Origin of the sequence: Reyranella sp. (assembly GCF_965279465.1) — a bacterium.
Lineage (GTDB): Bacteria > Pseudomonadota > Alphaproteobacteria > Reyranellales > Reyranellaceae > Reyranella.
The window spans coordinates 6,850,668-6,865,190 of the sequence record NZ_OZ257242.1 but is presented as its reverse complement, the minus strand read 5'-3'; the positions used below and the strand labels follow the sequence as shown (position 1 = coordinate 6,865,190).

Genomic DNA, 14,523 nt, shown 5'->3' with positions numbered 1-14,523 from the left:
AGGCCAACATGTCAATGACGACGAGCTTCAAGCCCAAGCTGTGGGTTCCCGGCGACTGGAACGCCTTCTTCGGCTTCGGCACCAACATCCTGGTCAACATGCTGGTCCTGACCGGCCTGATGCGCTTCGTGCTCAAGTTTCCGGACGAGCTGGTGTTCGGGCGCATCCTGCCGGCGACCGGCCTGATGCTGCTGCTGAGCACGCTCTACTACGCGTGGCTGGCCTACAGGCTGGCCAGGGAGACAGGTCGCACCGACGTCTGCGCGCTGCCCTCGGGCATCAGCGTGCCGCACATGTTCGTGGTGGTGTTCGTGGTCATGATGCCGATCCTGATCACGACCAAGGATCCGGTGCAGGCCTGGGAGGCGGGCCTCACCTGGGTCTTCGTGCAGAGCTTCGTCCTGATGATCGGCGGCTTCATCGCTCCGGTGATCCGCAAGATCACACCGCGCGCGGCGCTGCTCGGCTCGCTGGCCGGCATCTCGATCACCTTCATTTCGATGCGGCCCGGTGCGCAGATGGTCATGACACCGGTCATCGGCCTGGTCTGCTTTGCGGTTATCATGGCCGACTGGTTCGGCGGCGTGAAATACTTCAAGGGCGTGCCAGGCGGGCTCGTGGCGATCATCGTCGGCGCGGTCATCGCCTGGGGCTCGACCCTGTTCGGCTTCAACTACGGTGGCCTGTCGCTCGCGGGCGTCAAGGACGCGCTGGCGAGCTTCGCCTTCTCCTATCCGATGCCGGCGGTTGGCCATGTCTTCGGCGGCTTCCAGTTCATCGGCATTATCCTGGTGACGGCGATCCCGTTCGGCATCTACGACCTCGTCGAGGCGATGGACAACGTCGAGAGCGCGGCCGCGGCGGGCGATTCCTTTCCGACGACGCGCGTGCTGACCGCCGATGGCGTGGTCAGCCTGATCGGCTGCCTGATGGGCAACCCGTTCATCAACGCGGTCTATATCGGCCATCCCGGCTGGAAGGCGATGGGCGGCCGCATTGGCTACTCGGCCGCCACCGGCGCGCTGGTCATCGTGCTCGCCTGGTTCGGCGTCATCGCGCTGATGATGGCGGTGCTGCCGCTGGTCGCGATCCTGCCGATCCTGCTCTACATCGGCATGCTGATCGGCTCGCAGGCCTTCCAGGAGACGCCGGCGCGTCATGCCCCGGCAATCATCCTGGCGCTGGTGCCGCAGATCGCGGCTTGGGGCAAGACGCAGATCGATGGCGCGCTGCACGCTGCCGGCACCGACGCCGCCGTGGCCGGCGTGATGGAGAAGCTCGGCGACCAGGGTGTGCTCTATCACGGGCTCGCGGTCCTGGGTGGCGGCGCCACCCTGGCCGGAATCGTGCTCGCCTCGATCACGGTGTTCATCATCGAGCGCGATTTCATCAAGGCGTCGTGGTTCGCGGTGGCGGGGGCCGTGTTCACCTTCTTCGGCCTGATCCACGCCGAGGCGCTGGGCTTCGGCCAGACGCCGTCCATGGCGGTGAGCTACCTCGGCATCGCGGCTGTCCTTTATGCCTGCGCCAGGTACGCCAAGGTCTCGCCGCGCGAGGACGAGGCGACGGCGATGCACGGCCATGGCGGGGTGGTCGCGAAGCCGGCGGAATAGGCATCCGCGAGCGTTCACTTCTGGACGCTGGGAGCGCGGCTCTCCAGAGCCGCTCTTACATTCCATGAGCGACTCTGGAGAGCCGCGCTCCCAGCATCCGAGCCTTTCGAGGAAGCCACCATTATTCAGGCTCCTCGCCTCTACCAAGGGGAAGTGGGCAGGATCGATGGGCGTCGTGCCGGCGGTTCAGGCCTTCTTGCTCTTGGCGGTCTTCAACCGAGCGTTCGCCGGCGCCTTCTTCTTCGCTTTGCCCTGATTGAACTCAATTGCCGTCCGCACGAGTGCCTTCAGGGCGCGCTCGTCGACTTTGTCTCCCTCGAGATAATCGATCGCGCGCCTCATGTTGCCGTCGAGGCCCGTGTTGAACTGCTTGTCGGGATCCGTAAGGCTCGCCCCATGTGCAAAGGTCAGCTTGACCTTCCCCTTGTGGGCATTGGCGACGGCGATCATGCCGTCGCGCGACCATACCGGGCTGCCCATCCACTTCCATTCCTCGACGATCTCCCGGTCGGCTGCGAGGATGGCCTTGCGGACGGCGGCGAACGTCTTCCCGCGCCAGTCGGTGATTCCCGCGATGAGCTGGTCGATTCTCTCGGAGGGAGTCATTGGGCGCTCCTGCTTCTGCCGCGGGTCAAACGCCAAGATAGCGGTGCTGCAGGTCCTTGTCGGCGGCCAGGGCGGCGGAGCGGCCGGACCACACTACGCGGCCCTTCTCGACGATGTAATGGCGGTCGGCGAGGCCGATCAGGTTGCCGACGTTCTTGTCGATCACCAGGATCGCCTGGCCCTCGCCCTTGAGCCGGGCGAGGCAGGACCAGATCTCCTGCCGGATCAGCGGCGCCAGCCCCTCGGTCGCCTCGTCGAGGATCAGCAGCTTGGGGTTGGTCATCAGCGCGCGGCCGATCGCCAGCATCTGCTGCTCGCCGCCCGAGAGCTGGTTGCCGCGATTGCCCTGCCGCTCGCTGAGCCGCGGGAAGAACTCGAAGACGCGCGCGAGCGTCCAGGGATTGGTCCTGCCGGTGCGATTGGCCGAGGCCGCGACCAGGTTCTCGCGCACCGAGAGGTTGGGGAAGATCTGGCGGCCTTCCGGCACCAGCCCGAAGCCGAGCCGGGCAATACGGAACGCGGGCAGGTGATCGACCCGCTTGCCCTCGAACTCGACGGTGCCGCGCCGGGCCGGCAGCAGGCCCATGATCGCGTGCACCGTCGTCGTCTTGCCCATGCCGTTGCGGCCCATCAGGGTGACGACCTCGCCGGCGTCGACCGCGAAGTCCATGCCGAACAGCGCCTGGCTCGCGCCATAGAAGCCCTCGAGGCCGCCGACCCGCAGCATCACGCGGTCTCCTCGCCGAGATAGGCCTGTCGTACCTCGGGATGGGCGCGGATCTCGTCGGGCGTGCCCGAGGCGAGGACGCGGCCGTAGACCAGCACGGTGATGCGGTCGGCGAGCGCGAAGACGGCATCCATGTCGTGCTCGATCAGCAGCATGCCACAGCGGCTCTTGAGGCCCTGCAGGAAAGAGACCAGGCGCTGGCTCTCCTCGACGCCCATGCCGGCCATCGGCTCGTCGAGCAGCAGCAGGCGCGGCGCGCCGGCCAGCGCCATGGCGATCTCGAGCTGGCGCTGCTCGCCGTGGCTGAGGGCCGAGGCGCCGACGTTCGCGCGGGCGCCGAGTCCGACCGCCTCGAGGCCGCGTTGCGCGGGCTCGCGCAACCTTCCGTCCTTGCGCACGTCGCGGAGGAAGCGGAACGAATGGCCGTCGTGCGCCTGGACGGCGAGCGCCACATTGTCGAGCGCGCTGAACTCGCGCAACACCGAGGTGATCTGAAACGAGCGGCCGAGCCCCAGCCGCACCCGCGCGTGGGTCGGCAGGCGGGTGACGTCGCGGCCGGCAAAATGGATCGTGCCCGAATCGGGCGCAAGATTGCCGGTGAGCTGGCCGACCAGGGTCGTCTTGCCCGCCCCGTTGGGCCCGATCAGGGCATGGATCTCGCCCGGCCGCACGTCGATCGTGACGTTGTCGGTCGCGAGCAGGCCGCCGAAGCGTTTGACCAGCCGGTCGGTGGAGAGCAGCGGCTCGCTCATTCGCGCGCCTTCAGAAGCGATGCCATACCGCCCCGAGCGTACAGCGCGACGATCACCAGGAGAGGGCCGAACACGATCTGCCAGTATTCGCCCCAGCCCTTGTGCATCATGTCGAGGAACGGCTTCAGCATCTCCTCGAGCGCGAAGAAGACGATCGCGCCATAGAGAGGGCCGAAACGCACGCCGATCCCGCCCAGCACGACGATCACGATCAGATCGCCCGACTTCACCCAGGACATCATGGCGGGTGAGACGTAGGCGCCTTCGTTGGCGAGCAGGATGCCGGCCAGGCCGCCGAACGCGCCGGCGATGATGCAGGCCACCAGCCGGTAGCGGAACACCGGAAAGCCCAGCGCCATCATGCGCAGCTCGTTCGACTTCGCGCCGCGCAGCACGTAGCCGAAGCGCGAGTTGGCCAGCCGTCCGCAGAACCACAAGGTGGCGCAGAGCAGGGCGAAGCAGAGCCAGTAGAAGGTCGCCTTGTCGCGCAGGTCGATCAGGCCGGAGAAGCGGCTGCGGCTGATGTTCAGCCCATCGTCGCCGCCATAGGCCGCGAGGCCCGAGGCGAGATAGTAGACGAGCTGCGCGAAGGCGAGCGTGATCATGATGAAATAGACGCCGCGGGTGCGCAGCGACAGCGCGCCGACCAGGGCGGCCCACAGGATGGAGGCGCCGAGCGCGATCGGCCACTGCACCCACCCGCTCTGGATGCCCTCGGCCGACAGGATGCCGACGGCATAGCCGCCGATGCCGAAGAAGGCGGCGTGGCCGAAGCTCACCAGCCCGCCATAACCCAGGATCATGTTGAGGCTGACGGCGGCGATCGACCAGATCACGATGCGCGTGCCGACCGACAGCAGGTAGCGCTGGTCGAAGGCCTGGGTCAGCAGCGGCAGCGCGGCCAGGATGATCAACAGCACCGCGGCAACGATCGTGCCCGGCTTCATGTGCGTTGGCCGAACAGGCCGGTCGGCCGCCACACCAGCACGCCGGCCATCAGGACATAGACCATCACCTGCGAGATCGCCGGTGCGGCGGCTGAGGCCGAGGCGGGCGGCATGAAAGTTTTCAGCAGGTCGGGCAGGAAGGCCCGGCCGACGATGTCGATCTGGCCTACGACCATCGCGGCCACGAATGCGCCCTTGATCGAGCCGATGCCGCCGATGACGATGATGACGAAGGCGAGGATCAGGATGTCGTCGCCCATGCCGATCTTCACCGAGCTGATCGGCGCGGCCATCAGGCCGGCGAGGCCGGCGAACACCGCGCCCAAGCCGAACACCAGGCTGAACAGCAGCTCGATGTTGACGCCCAGCGCCGCGATCATGCGCCGGTTCGAGGCGCCGGCACGGATCAGCATGCCGAGCCGTGTTCGCGCCACCAGCCAGGCGAGCAGGAGCGCCACCAGCGCGCCGACCACGATCAGCGCGAAGCGGTAGGCCGGGTAGGGCACGCCGGGCAGGATCTCGATCGTGCGGCTGAGGAACGTTGGCACCGCGATGCTCTTGCCGGCCGGTCCCCAGATCACCCGCACCAGCTCGTTGAAGAACAGGATCAGGCCGAAGGTCGCCAGCACCTGGTCGAGATGGTCCCTGGCATAAAGCCTTCGCATGACCACCGCCTCGATCACCACGCCCAGCGCGAAAGTCGCCGGCAGCGCGAGCAGCGCCCCGAGAACGAACGAATCGGTCCAGGTGACGAAGGTCCAGGCGATGTAGGCGCCCATCATGTAGAGCGAGCCATGTGCCAGGTTGACGAGATCCATGATGCCGAAGGTGAGCGTCAGCCCGGCGGCGAGCAGGAACATCAGCAGCCCGAGCTGCACCCCGTTCAGCACCTGGATCAGCAGATATTCCATCGTCCCCCGGTCTTCAGATTCCTCCCTGCGCGAAGCGCGGGGAGGTGTCAGCGTCTTACGCTGACGGAGGGGTCATGGGCCACAGAATCGGTGCGGCCTATGACCCCTCCGTCGCGGATTACCGCGCCACCTCCCCGCGCTTCGCGCAGGGAGGAACTCGAAAACGAAACAGGAGCGCGTTGCCGCGCTCCCGTCGGCCGTCCACGCAACGAGCCTTACTTCATCGAGCACTTTTCATAGTAGGGGTCCTTCGCCGCAGTCACCGCGGTGGCGATGGTCTTCACGGTCATCATGCCCTGTGGGTCCTTGACGGTTTCCTGGATGTAGAAATTCTGGATCGGGAACTGGTTGGTGTTGAACTTGAAGTCGCCGCGCAGCGACTTGAAGTCGGCCTTCTTCATCTCGGCCCGCACCTTGTCCTTGTTGCTGAGATCGCCCTTCAGCGCTTCTGCGGCCGAGGCGATCAGCATGATCGCGTCGTAGCTCTGCGCGCCGTAGTAGGACGGGTAGGTGTTGTGCTTCTTCTTGAAGTCCGCGACGTAGCGCTTGTTCTGGTCGTTCGGCAGGTCGTTGACCCACTCCTGGGCGCCAAGGGTGCCGAGCGCCAGCTCGCCCTGCTGCGGCAGCGTGATCGCGTCGATCGAGAACACCTGATAGAGCGGCACGGTCTTGTTGAGGCCCGACTGCGCCCATTGCTTGACGAACTGCACGCCGTGCGCGCCCGGATAGAAGATGAAGATGCCCTCGGGCTTCGCCGCGCCGATCTTGGTGAGCTCGGCCGAGAAGTCGAGCTGGTCGGGCCACTTGGTGTAGTCCTCGCCCATCAGCTTGCCCTTGTAGGTACGCTTCACGCCCGCGAGCATGTCCTTGCCGGCGGCGTAGTTGGGGCCGACCACGTAGAGGCTCTTCACGCCTTTGGTGTTGAGGTATTCGCCCATCGCCATCGGCGTCTGGTCGTTGTTCCATGAGGTCGAGAAGAAGTTCTTGTTGCACAGCTCGCCCGCGATTTGCGATGGGCCGGCATTGGCCGAAATCAAAATCGTGTCGCCCTCATCGGTGACGGTCTTGAGCGAGGCGAGCAGCACGTTCGACCAGATGTAGCCGGCGACGAAGTTCACCTTGTCCTGCTGCACCAGCTTCTCGGAGCGCGCCTTGCCGACGTCGGGCTTGAACTGGTCGTCCTCGTAGACGATCTCGATCTTCTTGCCGCCCATCTTGCCGCCGAGATGCTCCAGCGCCAGCTCGACCGAGCGGCGCATGTCCTCGCCGATCGCCGCCTGCGGCCCGGAGAAGGTGCTGACGAAGCCGATCTTTACGCTGTCCTGCGCCCACACCGGCTGCAGCCCGAACGTCAATGCGGCGATGGTCGCGGCCCCAAACAATCCCCGTTTCATGAGTCCCACTCCCTGTTTCACACGATCTGTATAGAACCCGAAAACGGCTAGGCGCGCAATTTGAAGCGCTGGATCTTGCCGGTTGCCGTCTTGGGCAGCTCGGGCACGAACTCGATCCAGCGCGGGTACTTGTAAGGTGCCAGGCTGGTCTTGCAGAGAGCGACCAATTCGTCGGTCAGGCCTGCCGCCGCATCGCCGGCCTGTTTCAGCACCACGATTGCCCGGGGCTTGATCAGCTCGTCGGCATCGGCCTGGCCGACGACGGCCGCTTCCAGCACTGCGGGATGGGTGATCAGGCAGCTCTCGATCTCGATAGGGGAGCACCAGATGCCCCCGACCTTCAGCATGTCGTCGTTGCGCCCCTCGTAGACTAGGTAGCCGTCCGGATCCTCGCGGTAGGTGTCGCCCGTGTTCAGCCAGCCGTCGACCATGGTCTCGGCCGTCTTCTCCGGCTTGTTCCAGTAGTACTTCGCCGCCGACTCCGCGCGGATCCATAGCGCGCCGCTTTCGCCCTTCCCCACCGGTTGGCCGTCGTTATCGAGGACCCTGGCTTCGTAGCCCGGCACCGGCTTGCCGCTTGTCCCCGGCCGGTAGTCGTCGAGCCGGTTGCCGATGAAGATGTGCAGGCACTCGGTAGAGCCGATGCCGTCGAGGATTACCGTGCCGGTCTTCTCCTTCCAGCGCCGGAAGATGTCGGCGGGCAAGGGCTCGCCCGCGGAGACACAAGCACGGATGCTGTCGAGTCGGCGTGGCTTGGCGTCGAGAGCGACCAGCAGCGCGGCGTAGAGCGTGGGCACGCCGAAATACAGCGTCGGCTGGTAGCGCTCGATGTTCTCGAAGGTCGTGTCGGGCGTCGGCCGGCGGTCGTCGAGCACTGTCGTGCTGCCGGTCCACAGCGGGAAGGTCATGGCGTTGCCCAGCCCGTAAGCGAAGAACAGCTTGGCCGCCGAGTAGGAGACGTCGTTTTCGCCGACGCCGAGCACCCTCACGCCGTAGAGCTCGCTGGTCACCACCATGTCGCGATGAGCGTGAACCGCGCCCTTCGGCCGGCCGGTCGAGCCGGAGGAGTAAAGCCAGAAGCAATCGTCGGTCGGCGCCGCGAGCCGCGCCTCGAGCGCCGGCGAGGCCTTTTCCATCTCGGCGAGGAAGGCGTCGACCGTCAGCGCCGCAACAGGCGCCTGCTCGAGCGCCGGCTCGATCTCGGCGGCGAACTCCGTCGAGTAGACGACGATCCCGCAGCCCGAGTCCTCGAACATGTAGGCATAGTCGGCGGCGCGCAGCAGCGTGTTGGGCGGGACCGGCACGATGCCTGCTTTGATCGCTCCCCAGAAGAGATAGAAGAACGCCGGGCAGTCCTTCACCACCATCAGCAACCGGTCGCCGGGCTTCAACCCGCGCGCCAGCAGCACATTGCCGGCGCGGTTCACCCGCTCGGCAAGTTCGCCGTAGGTGACGGTCTCGTGAGCCGTACGGATCGCGGCCTTGGCCCCGCGCTCGGTGAGATGCCGGTCGATGAACGGCACGGCGACGTTGAAGTGCTCAGGCAGGTGGACCCTGTTGTCGGAGTCGAAGGAAATGCCGGACGGAAGAGCCATGGTCGGACCTGCAACGAATTCGGAGGCGCCTTCATGTAGCCCAAGACGGCGCCGGATGGCAGCCGGGTTGCGGCGGAGATCGATGATCGCAGCCACGAAGATTACGCCGTCCAGGCGCTCGTAGAAGATCCCCAGGGGCCAACCGCGTAAAACCGCACGCCGCAGGTTTCCTTCATATATCTCGTGGAGCTCAGGAAGTCGGAGATGAGATCGAGCGTGGCAGAAACACGTGCACTCAGCGCCCGTGCCGCAGCGGGATTTAGTTCGGCGAGACGCGCCAGATGTTCATGCAGCTCGATGCCGGCTTCGCGATCGAGAGCGACCGGCAGCTTCACCCGTATTTTTGCTGCAGCTCTGCCCGCAGATCCTCCCAGCGGATTGCCCTCGAAGGGTCGCGCTTGAATGCTTCGACGCGTCGTTCCATCTCGGCAAGAAGCTCAGGATCGATCTTGTCGTCGAAACCCAACGCTTCGATCGCGGCAGAATCACCTATTTCCGCATCCTTCTCGATGCTGAGCCAAAGGTCCTCTATGAGCCGAAGCCGCTCTTCGACAGTCAACGCGGCGGGATCGAGGGAAGGTTGTGCCATGACTCACTTTATACTTGCTTTCCCACCGGTCCCCAAATGTCAAAGCTTGGCGCCCGACGCCTTTACTGGCGCCTGGAAGGTCTGGACCTGGGTTGCGACGAAGGCAGTGAACTCCGCCGGCGTCATCGCCTTGGTGACGAAGCCCAGGTCGCCCAATCGCTCGACCACCTTTGGATCGGCCAGCACCTCGGCCATCGCCTTGTGCAGGCGGGCTTGCGCGGCCGGCGGGAAGCTCGCGGGGGCGGAGAGACCGACGAAGTTCTCGGCGACGAGCTTCGGATAGCCGAGCTCGGTGACCAGGGGCACCTCGGGCGCGCTCGGTGCCTTCTGCGTCGAGGTCAGCGCGATCATGCGCAGCTTGCCGTCCTTGGCCAGCGGCAGCACCTCGGTGAGGGTGACGACGGCGAAGTCGAGCTGGCCCGCCATCATGTCCTGAAACATCGGGGCCGCGCCACGGTAGCCGATGTGCTCCATGCTAAGGCCGAGCTCGGCCTTGAACATCTCGCCGATGATGTGGCCGATCGAGCCCTGGCCGCCCGAGCCGAACGGCACGACCTTGTTCTGCTCTTTGATCCAGGCGATCAGCTCCGGAATGGTCTTGGCCGGTACGGCAGGACGCACCACGAAGGCATTGGCGACGGAGCCGATATAGGCCACGTGCACGAAATCCTTCAGTGGGTCGTAAGGCGGCTTGTCGAACAGGTAGGGAGCGATCGAGAGCGGCGCGCTGTTCGACAGCATCAGCGTGTGGTCGTCCTTGGCCTGCAGCACGGCGTTGGCGCCGATCGTCGTGCCGCCGCCCGGCTTGTTGTCGATCACCACGGTCTGGCCGAGCTTCTCCGACAAGGGGCCGGAGATCACGCGCGCGGCTGCATCGGATGCACCTCCGGGTGGGAAGGTGACGATGATCTTCACCGGCCGGCTCGGCCATTGCTGCGCCGCCGCGCTGCCGACGGCGGCGAGCGTCATCAAAAGGGCCAGGACAAGTCTGCGTGCGATCATGGAAGTTCCCCCGTTCGGCCTCGTCACGCAATCGCCATGCCCGCCTCAGGCGCCGCCACGGAAAAGTGAGAAACCCCACGGCGTCATCTTGAGCGGGAGGTGATAGTACTGCGCCAGATCCGCAATGCCGAAGCGGAACGGCACAGCTTCGAGGAATGCCGGCACGGGAACGGGCACGCCCTGCGCCCGGTACCAGTCGCCGATGTGGAAGACCGCCTCATAGAGACCCGTCGAGGGCGTGGCGCAGTCCAGCGTGCCCTGTGGCGAGACACGGCCGTCCAGCAGGCTCGCCCCGTCAGGGCCCTTCATCTCGACCCGCAGTCCCGCGGCAGGAATGCCGCGGGAGACGTCGAAAACGTGGATCGAGATGCCGCTCAATTGAACCGCACGTACTCGAAGTTGCCCGGCTGGTTATTGATGCCGCGCAGCGGCGGGGAAATCCAGTTGGCATACTTGCCGGGCTCGATCACCGCCGGGCCCATCAGCGAGGTGACGTAGGCGCGGTCCTCGTCGGTCGGCAGCCACTTGCTCTCGTTGGCGGCCCACTCGGCTTCGCTCAGCATCCGGCCGTCCGGCGAGATGCGTTGGCCGGCGAAGCCGCCGATGCGGCGGTCGAAGCCGCGATGCGGCAGCTTCAGCTCGAAGTCGATGCCCGCCTGCTCGATCACCCGGTTCCAGCGCAGCAGGCCTCGGCCACAATCCTCGACATAGTCCTGGCGCAGACGTTCGTTCAGCGCCGCCAGGGCGGGCACGGTCTTGCGGACGATGCGGCCGTCCTCGACGGTGTCGATGTCGTAGGTGCTGCCGGTCAGCAGGTGATCGTCCTCGATACGTGTCTCGAGGTAACGGCCCTTCACGCCCATCGTGTAATAGTTGGCGGCGTTGGTCGACGCCTCCTGGCCGAACAGGTCGAGCGACACCGAGAAGTGGAAGTTGAGGTACTTCTGGATCGTCGGCAGGTCGATCGCGCCAAAGCTGCGCACGTCGTCGGTCTTGTGCTCCTTCATCAAGTCGCAGGTGCGCTGGACGATGCGCTGCACACCGGATTCACCCACGAACATGTGGTGCGCTTCCTCGATCAGCATGAAGCGGCAGGAGCGCGACAGGGGATCGAAGCCCGATTCGGCCAGCGACGCGAGCTGGTACTTGCCGTCGCGGTCGGTGAAGTAGGTGAACATGAAGAACGAGAGCCAATCCGGCGTCGCCTCGTTGAAGGCGCCGAGGATGCGCGGCTTGTCCGGGTCGCCCGAATGGCGCTCGAGCAGCATCTCCGCCTCCTCGCGGCCGTCGCGACCGAAGTAGGCGTGCAGCAGATAGACCATGGCCCAGAGGTGCCGGCCTTCCTCGCAATTGATCTGGAACAGGTTGCGCAGATCGTAGAGCGACGGTGCGGTCTTGCCGAGCAGGCGCTGCTGCTCGACCGACGCCGGCTCGGTGTCGCCCTGGGTCACGATCAGCCGCCGCAGCGTCGAGCGCAGCTCGCCCGGCACCTCCTGCCAGACCGGCTTGCCCTTGTTGTCGCCGTAGGCGATCACGCGGTTGGGATCCTGGCTGGCGAGGAAGATGCCCCAGCGGTAGTCAGGCATCTTCACATAGCCGAAGTTCGCCCAGCCATTGGCATCGGCCGAGATGGCGGTGCGAAGGTAGACGTCGAAATCGTTCGTGCCGTCCGGCCCCATGTCCTTCCACCAGTCCAGGAAGCGCGGCTGCCAGTTCTCCAGCGCGCGCTGCAGGCGGCGGTCGGACGAGAGGTCGACGTTGTTGGGAATACGCTGGCTGTAGTCGATGGCCATGATTGCCTCCTTAAGCCCGCTTGCGGTCGTACTTGGATTGCTTGCCCGTGCCGTAAAGCTTCAGCGCGCCCTCCGGGCCGGTCGCGTTGGGACGCTGGAAGATCCAGTTCTGCCAGGCCGAGAGGCGTGAGAAGATCTTGGTCTCCATCGTCTCGGGGCCGGCAAAGCGCAGGTTGGCTTCCATGCCGATCAGCCCGTCGGGCGAGAAGCCGGCTCGCTCCTCGACGGCGAGGCGGACTTCGTCTTCCCAGTCGATATCGTCGGGTGTGAAGGTGACGAGGCCGAGCTCGTCGGCGGCCTCGGCGTCGATCGCTTCGCCCATCTCGTCCTTGAGTGCGTCGACGTGCTTGGGGTCGGCGAGGAAGCGCGACGAGAGGCGCGTTAGACCATTGCCCATTGGGTAGGGGCCGAAGTTCATGTCGGTGAGCCGGATGTTCGCCGCCGGCAGATTCGAGCCCTCGAACACGCCGTCGAGCATGTAGGAGCGGTCGGCCGCGAGCACGAGCTCGAACAGGGTACCGGCGAAGCACGAGCCGGGCTCGACCAGCGCGATCAGGCTGCGCGAGGAAACGTCGAGGCGCTTCAAGGTGCGCTTCCAGTAAAGCACGATCTCCCGTACCAGCCAGTTGTCGGCGTGCCTGGCGAGCAGCGCGTCATAGGCCTCGACCAGCGCCGCATCGCCCTGGCTGTGCAGCACCCAGGTGCCGATCTCGGTCTCGTTGAGACGCAGATGCATCATGGCATCGTCGATCGAGCGGGCGAGCTGCAGCGGCCAGAAGGCGGCGCCCTGGGCGTGGATGGCGGCGGCATCGGCCGGCGGTGCGGAGGCGGGACCGTTTACGCGGAAATGCGCGGCGCGGCGCTCGCGGTCGATCTCGACGGTCAGGCCGGCATAACGCAGCGTGTCGCCGTCAAACGTCCGCTCGACCCGCGGCAACGCGATGCCTTTCGCATCCTTCGGCCGCGATGACTTGGCGGCGATCTCCTCGGCGATCTTCTGCGTCTCGCTGGCGAGCTTGCTCGGTGGGATCAGCCTGTCGACCAGCCGCCACTGTTGCGCGCGCTTGCCGCGCATGCCCTCGGCGGTGGTGCAGAAGAAGTCGGCGTGGTCGCGCCGCACCATCCGCTTGTCGACCAGCCGCGTCAGGCCGCCCGTACCGGGCAGCACAGCAAGCAGCGGCAGCTCGGGCAGCGACACCGCGCTCGATCCGTCGTCGGCCAGCAGGATCTGGTCGCAGGCCAGCGCCAGCTCATAGCCGCCGCCGGCGGCGATGCCGTTGATCGAGCAGATGTAGCTCTGGCCGGAATGTTCGGTCGCGTCCTCGATGGCCAGACGCGTCTCGTTGGTGAACTTGCAGAAGTTGACCTTGTGGTCGTGGGTCGAGAGGCCAAGCATGTTGATGTTGGCGCCCGAGCAGAAGATGCGGTCGCGCAGGCTGCGGATCACCACCGCGCCGATCTCGGGATGCTCGAAGCGAAGCCGCTGCACGGCATCTGCCAGCTCGATGTCGACGCCGAGATCGTACGAGTTGAGCTTGAGCTTGTAGCCGGGTTTCAGCCCGCCATCCTCGTTCACGTCCATGGTGAGATAGGCAACGCCGGACTCCAGCGCGAGCTTCCAGTGCTTGTAGCGGGACGGCTCGGTACGGAAGTCGATGGGCGTCTCGGCCATGGCGTTCCCTATCAGTAATTCGGTACTGAAATACCTATTTACTTTCCCCGCCGCAAGCGCATTCTGCTCGTACGATCATGGTCGCTATTCGTCCCGTCCAAGCCTCTGATTTGTCGGCGATTTCCGCTTTGGACGCACGCCTGACCGGCAATGCGAAGCCCGACTACTGGCGGGAGATGATGGCTCCTGATCGTCATTTCCTGGTCGCGGAAAGCGCGAAAGGCGCATTGGTGGGCTTCATCGCCGGTGAGGTCCGCGCGTGGGAATTCGGCCAGCCGCCGGCCGGTTGGGTATTCGCCATCCAGATCGACCCCAGGCTGCGGCTAAAGGGCGTCGGCAGCCAGTTGTTCGAAGCCATCGTCTTGCGCTTCAAGGGGGAGGGCGTGACACGCGTGCGCACCCTGGTCGATCGCAGGGACCACCTGATCCTGTCGTTTTTCCGTGCGCAGGGCATGGTCGCCGGACCTTCGCTGCAACTCGACAAGGATCTGTCGTGAAGCTGCAGACGGCGACGCGACTCGGTCTCTACGCCGTGCTCGAACTGGCGCGTGATCCCGAGCGGACGCTCTCATCGGCGGATCTTGCAGAGCGCTACGGCGTGTCGGGCCATCACCTCGCCAAGGTCCTGCGCACACTCTCCGCCGCCGGCCTGGTGCGCGGCGGACGCGGCGCCTCCGGTGGCTATCGCTTCACGGGCAATCGGCGGCGCATCACGTTGATGGATATCGTGGCGCTATTCGAGCCTGCACCGGGCAGCCGGGCCGAGGAACCGGGCGAGCACACGGAGATCGGCGCCGCTCTGCAGCGTGTGCTGACGGAAGTCGACGAGATCGCGGAGGCGACGTTGCGCTCGATCAGTCTCGAAACCATGCTCAAGGGCAAGTGAGAAGACGTGCTTTCGAAGCTCGCAATAGCCGTCATG

16 protein-coding genes are annotated in these 14,523 nt (G+C 65.6%); 3 read left to right on the top strand and 13 right to left on the bottom strand.

Features of this window, described 5'->3' with window-relative positions; genetic code table 11:
* The first annotated feature begins 8 nt into the window (after positions 1 to 8).
* Positions 9 to 1,613 (top strand): regulator, encoded by a 1,605-nt coding sequence (locus ACQY8M_RS33435; protein ID WP_428665545.1) that lies wholly within the window; start codon positions 9 to 11, stop codon positions 1,611 to 1,613.
* Between the two features lie 186 nt (positions 1,614 to 1,799).
* Here the strand turns inward: ACQY8M_RS33435 and ACQY8M_RS33430 are convergent, their stop codons facing one another.
* The 13 genes from ACQY8M_RS33430 to boxC form a co-directional block, all read right to left on the bottom strand.
* Positions 1,800 to 2,219: a DUF1801 domain-containing protein gene (locus ACQY8M_RS33430; protein ID WP_428665542.1), complete on the bottom strand. Its 420-nt coding sequence runs from the start codon at positions 2,217 to 2,219 to the stop codon at positions 1,800 to 1,802.
* Between the two features lie 25 nt (positions 2,220 to 2,244).
* Positions 2,245 to 2,946, bottom strand: a complete 702-nt coding sequence (locus ACQY8M_RS33425) for an ABC transporter ATP-binding protein (RefSeq protein WP_428665539.1) — start codon at positions 2,944 to 2,946, stop codon at positions 2,245 to 2,247.
* Entirely contained in the window at positions 2,946 to 3,698 is a 753-nt protein-coding gene (locus ACQY8M_RS33420; RefSeq protein WP_428665537.1) for an ABC transporter ATP-binding protein, read from the bottom strand. The genes ACQY8M_RS33425 and ACQY8M_RS33420 overlap by 1 nt, the downstream gene beginning before the upstream one ends.
* Positions 3,695 to 4,645: a branched-chain amino acid ABC transporter permease gene (locus tag ACQY8M_RS33415; RefSeq protein WP_428665534.1), complete on the bottom strand. Its 951-nt coding sequence runs from the start codon at positions 4,643 to 4,645 to the stop codon at positions 3,695 to 3,697. The genes ACQY8M_RS33420 and ACQY8M_RS33415 overlap by 4 nt, the downstream gene beginning before the upstream one ends.
* Complete coding sequence (locus ACQY8M_RS33410; protein ID WP_428665531.1) at positions 4,642 to 5,556, bottom strand: branched-chain amino acid ABC transporter permease; 915 nt, start codon at positions 5,554 to 5,556, stop codon at positions 4,642 to 4,644. Before ACQY8M_RS33410 ends, ACQY8M_RS33415 begins: the two co-directional genes overlap by 4 nt.
* Before the next feature lie 215 nt (positions 5,557 to 5,771).
* Positions 5,772 to 6,950 carry an ABC transporter substrate-binding protein gene (locus tag ACQY8M_RS33405; protein WP_428665528.1) on the bottom strand — a complete coding sequence of 393 codons (1,179 nt, stop codon included), beginning with the start codon at positions 6,948 to 6,950 and terminating at the stop codon, positions 5,772 to 5,774.
* 47 nt (positions 6,951 to 6,997) lie between these two features.
* Positions 6,998 to 8,545: a benzoate-CoA ligase family protein gene (locus ACQY8M_RS33400; protein ID WP_428665526.1), complete on the bottom strand. Its 1,548-nt coding sequence runs from the start codon at positions 8,543 to 8,545 to the stop codon at positions 6,998 to 7,000.
* A 101-nt stretch (positions 8,546 to 8,646) separates the two neighbouring features.
* Complete coding sequence (locus tag ACQY8M_RS33395; RefSeq protein ID WP_428665523.1) at positions 8,647 to 8,880, bottom strand: hypothetical protein; 234 nt, start codon at positions 8,878 to 8,880, stop codon at positions 8,647 to 8,649.
* Complete coding sequence (locus tag ACQY8M_RS33390) at positions 8,877 to 9,134, bottom strand: addiction module protein (RefSeq protein WP_428665522.1); 258 nt, start codon at positions 9,132 to 9,134, stop codon at positions 8,877 to 8,879. The genes ACQY8M_RS33395 and ACQY8M_RS33390 overlap by 4 nt, the downstream gene beginning before the upstream one ends.
* A gap of 39 nt (positions 9,135 to 9,173) precedes the next feature.
* Positions 9,174 to 10,136, bottom strand: a complete 963-nt coding sequence (locus ACQY8M_RS33385; protein ID WP_428665519.1) for a Bug family tripartite tricarboxylate transporter substrate binding protein — start codon at positions 10,134 to 10,136, stop codon at positions 9,174 to 9,176.
* Positions 10,137 to 10,181: 45 nt separating this feature from the next.
* The gene (locus ACQY8M_RS33380; RefSeq protein ID WP_428665516.1) at positions 10,182 to 10,514 is read right to left on the bottom strand and encodes a hydroxyisourate hydrolase; all 333 of its coding nucleotides are present in this window, start codon (positions 10,512 to 10,514) and stop codon (positions 10,182 to 10,184) included.
* Positions 10,511 to 11,929 (bottom strand): benzoyl-CoA 2,3-epoxidase subunit BoxB, encoded by a 1,419-nt coding sequence (gene boxB / locus ACQY8M_RS33375; protein WP_428665513.1) that lies wholly within the window; start codon positions 11,927 to 11,929, stop codon positions 10,511 to 10,513. Before boxB ends, ACQY8M_RS33380 begins: the two co-directional genes overlap by 4 nt.
* Before the next feature lie 10 nt (positions 11,930 to 11,939).
* Positions 11,940 to 13,601: a 2,3-epoxybenzoyl-CoA dihydrolase gene (gene boxC / locus ACQY8M_RS33370; RefSeq protein ID WP_428665510.1), complete on the bottom strand. Its 1,662-nt coding sequence runs from the start codon at positions 13,599 to 13,601 to the stop codon at positions 11,940 to 11,942.
* Between the two features lie 77 nt (positions 13,602 to 13,678).
* Between boxC and ACQY8M_RS33365 the strand changes: the two genes are divergently transcribed.
* A complete protein-coding gene (locus ACQY8M_RS33365; protein WP_428665507.1) occupies positions 13,679 to 14,098 on the top strand; it encodes an N-acetyltransferase family protein in 420 nt (139 codons plus the stop codon).
* Positions 14,095 to 14,487: an Rrf2 family transcriptional regulator gene (locus ACQY8M_RS33360; RefSeq protein ID WP_428665504.1), complete on the top strand. Its 393-nt coding sequence runs from the start codon at positions 14,095 to 14,097 to the stop codon at positions 14,485 to 14,487. The genes ACQY8M_RS33365 and ACQY8M_RS33360 overlap by 4 nt, the downstream gene beginning before the upstream one ends.
* Positions 14,488 to 14,523 lie beyond the last annotated feature (36 nt).